Raw genomic sequence first — 5,842 nt, forward strand, 5'->3', positions numbered from 1 at the left:
AGCACAGGCGGGGGCCGGTGAAGGCGGCGCGGGCGTGGAGCCAGCGTTCGTTGTCGAGCAGGTAGCCCTGGCCGACGGCCAGCGGCAGGCGGATCTGGTAGGTGGTGAGCGCGCTTCGGAGGTCGGGCAGGTAGCTCTGCACGATGGGGCTGAAGCGGGCGAGGCCGTCGAGCCGAAGCCGTACGGACACCCGGCCGTCGGGATGTTCGGTGAGCACTTGAGTCGGGTGTCCGTCGCCGCCGCCGAAGAACGCGGTGCGCGGTTTGCTCAGGGCCAGGATCGCGTCGCGGCGGCGTGCTGCGAGGTCGGTGTACACCGCGCGGCCGTCGGTCAGCAGGCACTCTCCGCCGACGTAGGCGGGGGTGCCACAGACCAGCAGCATGAGACGGGGCGGCTCGGGAACTCCGGAGCGTTCGGTGTGCGGGGCCAGCTCGCCGTTGCCGAAACCCCCGTATCCGGCAAGGTGCGTGTGACGGCGGGTGTCGCGGATGGTGGTGAGTCCGTCGGGGTCGCTGTCCCGGTGCGGGGCGATGTCCATGATCCTGGAAGCGAAGTCGCGGACGGCGGTGCGGGAGGAGAAACCGCCGAGGGTGATCATCCCGGAGTCGCGTAACCGTTCCCGGACCGCCTCTTCGACTCGCGGCGACTGGATGTCGACGAAGTGCGCCGAGAACAGCTTGGCCTCGTGCATCGGCGTGCTCCTCTCATCGAAGGGAATGCGGACAGAGTCGGAGGCAGAGACTGGCGGGGTACAGCGACGGATTGTCGACTCGGACAATTCGCTTACAGAAGCGGCAGGTTGATGAGGTCGTGCTATGTTCCGCACGCCCCAAGGACCCGCGATGCCCCGCGAAGGACAGCAGCGATGACCTACACGCCCCCGACCTGGCCCGTCTCCGTCAAAGCCGTCGCCCTCGACATCCACCAGCGCGTACTGCTGCTGAAGAACGAGAGGCAGGAGTGGGAACTGCCCGGCGGCCGCCTCGAGCAGGCAGACGACAGTCCGGAGACGACGGTCGAGCGGGAGCTGCTGGAGGAGACCGGCTGGGAGGTGAAGGCCGGGCCGATCATCGACGGTGGCGTGTGGATCTACGAGCCGATCCCTGGCCGGCGGGTCCTGATCGTGACCTACGGCTGCACCGTGCTCACCCCGGACCGGACGCCGGTCATCAGCCACGAGCACAAGGAGATCGGCCTCTTCACGGCCGACGAGGTGCCAGGGCTGAACATGCCGGACGGCTACAAGCGGGCGATTGCCACCTGGTACGGGCAGCGGCAGAGCTGACGGGCTGCCGGGAGGCATGACGTGATGCTTCCGGCGCCACGGCCGGCCGCCCGCCATGTGGTGTGGCACTGGGCGACCCCGCAGGCCGAGGCCGTCCTCGCCACCCGCGACCTCGGCGTCATCCTGCGCTTCCACCGGGCCGTGCACCGGCTCAACCAGACCGAACTCGGCGAGATCCTGGGCTACGACAAGACGTACGTCTCCGCCCTGGAACTGGGCAAACGCTCGCTGGACGACGTCGGCTCCCGACGCCGCGTCGCGGAACACCTCGGCCTCCCGCCGCACGTCCTCGGCGTGACCGACGTCGCCGACACCGACCACCGGGCCATGCTCCAGTTCGGCGCGTCCACCGTCCGGCTCGCCGAGATCGCCCGCCAGACCGGCCATGCCTCCGAAGCCGTCGCCGAACTGTGGCCGCTTGTCGCCCGCCTCGAAGCCCGCGTCGAAGACGGACACAGCGAACGCGATGTCGTCCGCCTGCTGGCCCACGCCCGCGTCGGACTCGGCGTCGCCCTCGGTAATGTGCTCCCCGAAGAGCGCCTGGCCACCGCGGCCCGCTGGACCGCCCGCAGCCTGGAAGCGGCCCGCCACCTCGGCAACGACCCGGCCTTGCTCTCCGGCATCCTGCGCATGCACGGCAACGAACTGCGCAAGGCCGGACTCCGCGGCGCCGCCGTCGAACGCCTCCGCCATGCCGCCGCCATCGCGTCCACGACCGACGGCCGTGTCGCCGTCCTGCCGCTCCTGGCCCGCGCCGCCGGCGCTCTTGGCGACCGCACGCTGTTCGACGCGGTGATGCACGAGACCGACGGTCTTCTCGACCGTGCCGTGCACACCTCGTTGTTCAACCCCTACTCGCTCCACGAGATCCGCCTGCGCGGCCTCCTGGCGACGGGCCGTGCACCAGCGGCCATAAGGCTGGTCGAGGATCGACCGACGCTGACGACCACGGTCGCGCCGCAGTGGCGGGTGATCGAGCTGGTCACCGTTGCCCAGGTCCTGCTGCTCGGCGGCGACAGCACCGGGGCCGCCGAGACCCTGGACGCGGCGGTGGGCGAAGCGGTGGTGCAGCGGCTGCCGCACCAGTTGCAGCGCATCATCCGCGCCGCCGGCCAGCGGCTGCCGGACACCCGGGCCGCGGCCGACGAGGCGCTGGGCCGGATGCGACAGGAGATGGCCGCGTAGGACAGGGGCTGCGGGCCCGCTCATCGCGTCTCCTCCGGGCCGCTGTCGGGGAAGGGCACCGCGCGGGCGAGTTCCCAGTAGACGTCGTAGTCGTGGGCGCCCCAGCTGGTCACGTCACCATGCGCCTGCCGGTAGCGGGCACCAGTGGGGGATTCGGGGGCGGTCTCGCGATTCCGCACGATGGGCAGGGCGGGTCCGGACATGGAAGTGCCGGGGGAGCAGGGCATGGGAGCGTTCTCCCGTTCTCGGGGGGATGTGCGAGAGCGCGGGCCCGTCAGGGGCGGCGGCCCGCCGTGTGTCCACTTCACTGCTGGACCGATGGCCGTACGAGGAAACCGAGCGGCCATTGAGCGGCCATTCACTGGCCTCGAACACCGAAGATCAGCGTGATTCCCGCCACCGCATACCGTCCGCGGCGGTTACCGCCTACGGTGAGTCCGAGCTGAGATCAGGGAGTAGTCGGATGAGGACGCCGGCAAATAAGGAACTGTTCGCCGCCCGAGTGGCGAAAGGCTGGTTCTCCCAGGAAGCAGCAGCCGAGGGCATCAGTGAAGCTGGGCAGCAGGCTTTGCGAGAGCCTCGGTACGTGATCAGCGTGCGTACCTACCGGCGGTGGGAGTCGGTCAATCCCGGGTGGCCGAGGCCGGACCAGGCAACTGCTCTGCGAGCGGCGTTCGGGCGTGGCCCCGAGCACCTGGGGTTCGTGATCGATGCCGAGCAGATGTTTGACAGCCCCGACGAGGGGACCGCCATGATCCCACCTATGAAACGACGCAACGCTCTGACTGCCGGAGCCGCCGTCATCGGCCTGCCCTGGCTCAGCTCCTCGCCCTCCCGCCCTGCCGAGGTGCGCGTGGGCCACGACGAGGTCGTCCTGCTCCAGGCTGCCGCTGCCGACCTTGATGCCATCGACCAGCGTTTCGGCGGTGACCGGCTGTGGCGAACTGCCACCATGCACCTGAGCTGGATGCACCACGTGATCAATCACGGCACCTACAGCGACGCCATCGGCCAGGAACTCCACACCATCACTGGCCAGCTCACCACCAGCCTGGGCTGGTTCTGCTACGACGCCGGACAGCAGACCGAAGCCCGCGTCTACTTCTCCGAAGCGCTGAACACAGCGATGATCTCCGAAGACCACGCGCTGGCCACGCGAACACTGTCGAACATGGCCCGCCAGTCCGTTGATCTCGACAAGCCCCGTGAGGCGGTGCGCTTCGCCCGCACCGCCGAACAGTACGCCGCAAAATGGGATGCCCCGCCTCGTGTGACCGCGCTATTGGCCATTCGTGCGGCCCAGGGATACGCGCGGTTGGGAGACGAGATCAACGCCTCTCACACCATCAAGCGGGCGTGGCGGTCCTTCGACCAGGGCTCCACGGACCGTGACCCTGAGTGGACCGGGTTCCTCAACGAAGCGGAACTCGTGTGCCTGGAAGGCATGTGCCGATCCGACCTGAAGCAGAACCGGCGTGCCGTACGGCTCCTGGAGCGCTCTGCTGGCCTACAGGACATCGAACACTCCCGTAACCGGGGCATGTGCTTGGCCCGCCTCGCGCAGGCAGCCGTCCACGACCACGATCTCGACCGCACAGCAGAAGCCGCCAAGGAGTCCCTGCGCCTGATCGAGGGCGGCCAGTCCTCCACCCGCAACCGCCATCAGCTCGCGGCCGTCCGCGACAGCCTCACCCCGCACGCGTCCAGCGCACAAGCCCGCGAAACCATTGAGCTGTTGAACGCCCACATCGCCTGACCAAGGAGCCGCCTCCGCATGCCCCACCTCACGTTCGCCCGGCACACCCCCGACGCCGCTCGAAAGATCATCGACGAACTGACCGACGTTTACGCAAAGGTCTACGACGTGCCTCCGTACATCGGCGACCCCTTCTTCTCCGTCGCCACTTTCGTCGAGCGACTCACTGCCGCATTCGACATGAAGGGCTTCGAAGTCGTCACCGCGCACCTCGACGACGGCACCCTCGTCGGCTACGTCCATGGCGTCACGCTCACCACCGACCGGCCTTGGTGGGCCTCCCTTACCGACACGCTTCCCGCGGACGCGAAGGACGCCGCACAGGCTGGCGACATGTTCTGGCTACGCGAGCTGATGGTCCTCCCACAACACACCAACAACGGCATCGGCCGAGCTCTCCACAACGAAATGATCAGCGGCCGCGCGGAACCCTGGACAACCCTGACCTGCATCATCGACAACGAGCCCGCCCGCAGTGCCTACCCCCGGTGGGGGTACGAGGTCATCGGCCGCATCAAACACGCTCCCGAGTCTCCCGTCTACGACGCCATGATCCTTCGCCCTGACGTCGTGCCTTCCTGAACCCTGCCCAGGAGGTGCCCTTGCTGATCGTCCGCCGCGCGGTACCCGGCGGCGGTCGGGCTGTGCTCTGTACGCACGCCGTCCCTGCTGACGGACACCACATGGCCCGCCTTGCTGGACCGTAGATCCCTGTCACCCCGACTGGTACATCGTCGGAGAACTCCGCGCGTCCGGTGCGACTACCGCACGGGTGATGACGACCGCAGTCTGCCGTCGGCTTCTACCTTCCTTCGTAATGCCGTCTTTGGCCTCGTCGTCCGCGTGCTTCTTACGTCCGAATGATCCGCCGTACATGCCCCATTACCCCAGTTCGCCTACGGCAGACGGCGATCGGTGCGAACGGGCTGGAGACCTGCTCGCCACCCATGTCAACGTACGGGTGTCCGGAAAACCGCAGGTCAGGGAAGGGATTCACCGTGATGATCACCGCCACCACGCCCCACGTCGGCTCGCCCGCCACGCTCTCCACTGCACCCCACGCCGGGGAGCGGGAATGGCTGACGGGGGATGGCTGCGCGGAACCGGTCATCGACCTTCTGCGGGGGCAGGGCTGGTCGATCGTCTCCGACGATCTCGCCAACGTCCACTGTGGAAGTCCGGACGGTAGGGCGTACGTCGGTTTCCTTCCGGAGACGCCGGACGCCTTCCACAACGACGTCGTGTGGCGCGTGAGCGTGAGCGCGCCGCGCGGAAGCCGAGGGCGGGAGTAAAGCTTCGGCTCGGGTACCCCCGCCGAGGCCATCGCTCGGTTCCTCACCGCTCTGATCGCTGCTCAGCCCCAACCCGAGCCTGATGCCAGTGGTGGCCTCTGTGGCCATTTACCACAATCCACAGAGCGAACTCACGGTCTTTTGTTGCCTCATTTAACGGCCTGCTGCTGACGCAGGCAAGGCCAGCCGTCGGGGGCCTGTCGGCGGCGGGTGAATCGTGACCCACTTTGGCCGGGTGAAAACGGACCCTTTTGTGGGGGTTCAGTCGTTGTCGGTTCGGTCGGTGGGGACGCGTCCGAGTTCGCGTCCGCGCATGCGGTAGGA

The 5,842-nt window shown here is 68.1% G+C and carries 7 protein-coding genes; 5 read left to right on the forward strand and 2 right to left on the reverse strand.

Going from position 1 to position 5,842, the window contains the following annotated elements; all coding sequences use genetic code 11:
* Nucleotides 1–691, reverse strand: a 691-nt coding sequence (locus K6I34_RS29810; RefSeq protein ID WP_229330635.1) for a TauD/TfdA family dioxygenase, incomplete at its 3' end; no start/stop codon positions are given.
* A gap of 174 nt (nt 692–865) precedes the next feature.
* Between K6I34_RS29810 and K6I34_RS29815 the strand changes: the two genes are divergently transcribed.
* Together K6I34_RS29815 and K6I34_RS29820 are read left to right on the forward strand one after the other, a co-directional pair.
* The gene (locus K6I34_RS29815; RefSeq protein WP_058042264.1) at nt 866–1,285 is read left to right on the forward strand and encodes an NUDIX domain-containing protein; all 420 of its coding nucleotides are present in this window, start codon (nt 866–868) and stop codon (nt 1,283–1,285) included.
* 21 nt (nt 1,286–1,306) lie between these two features.
* Nucleotides 1,307–2,470 carry a helix-turn-helix domain-containing protein gene (locus K6I34_RS29820; protein WP_229330636.1) on the forward strand — a complete coding sequence of 388 codons (1,164 nt, stop codon included), beginning with the start codon at nt 1,307–1,309 and terminating at the stop codon, nt 2,468–2,470.
* A gap of 20 nt (nt 2,471–2,490) precedes the next feature.
* Here the strand turns inward: K6I34_RS29820 and K6I34_RS29825 are convergent, their stop codons facing one another.
* Entirely contained in the window at nt 2,491–2,673 is a 183-nt protein-coding gene (locus K6I34_RS29825; protein ID WP_058042265.1) for a hypothetical protein, read from the reverse strand.
* Between the two features lie 260 nt (nt 2,674–2,933).
* On the opposite strand from K6I34_RS29825, the gene K6I34_RS29830 reads away from it, so the two are divergent.
* The 3 genes from K6I34_RS29830 (at nt 2,934) to K6I34_RS29840 (ending at nt 5,518) form a co-directional block, all read left to right on the forward strand.
* Nucleotides 2,934–4,226: a hypothetical protein gene (locus tag K6I34_RS29830; RefSeq protein ID WP_144440751.1), complete on the forward strand. Its 1,293-nt coding sequence runs from the start codon at nt 2,934–2,936 to the stop codon at nt 4,224–4,226.
* 18 nt (nt 4,227–4,244) lie between these two features.
* Entirely contained in the window at nt 4,245–4,808 is a 564-nt protein-coding gene (locus K6I34_RS29835) for a GNAT family N-acetyltransferase (protein ID WP_058042267.1), read from the forward strand.
* A 419-nt stretch (nt 4,809–5,227) separates the two neighbouring features.
* Complete coding sequence (locus tag K6I34_RS29840; protein WP_063804195.1) at nt 5,228–5,518, forward strand: hypothetical protein; 291 nt, start codon at nt 5,228–5,230, stop codon at nt 5,516–5,518.
* Nucleotides 5,519–5,842 lie beyond the last annotated feature (324 nt).

The sequence above is a fragment of the Streptomyces sp. UNOC14_S4 genome (assembly GCF_020740835.1).
Taxonomy (GTDB): Bacteria; Actinomycetota; Actinomycetes; order Streptomycetales; family Streptomycetaceae; genus Streptomyces.

Excerpts from the sequence above, each read along its gene's own strand:
- K6I34_RS29815 (WP_058042264.1), top strand. The coding sequence starts at position 866 with ATGACCTACACGCCCCCGACCTGGCCCGTCTCCGTCAAAGCCGTCGCC.
- K6I34_RS29825 (WP_058042265.1), bottom strand. The coding sequence starts at position 2,673 with ATGTCCGGACCCGCCCTGCCCATCGTGCGGAATCGCGAGACCGCCCCC.
- K6I34_RS29830 (WP_144440751.1), top strand. The coding sequence starts at position 2,934 with ATGAGGACGCCGGCAAATAAGGAACTGTTCGCCGCCCGAGTGGCGAAA.
- K6I34_RS29835 (WP_058042267.1), top strand. The coding sequence starts at position 4,245 with ATGCCCCACCTCACGTTCGCCCGGCACACCCCCGACGCCGCTCGAAAG.
- K6I34_RS29840 (WP_063804195.1), top strand. The coding sequence starts at position 5,228 with ATGATCACCGCCACCACGCCCCACGTCGGCTCGCCCGCCACGCTCTCC.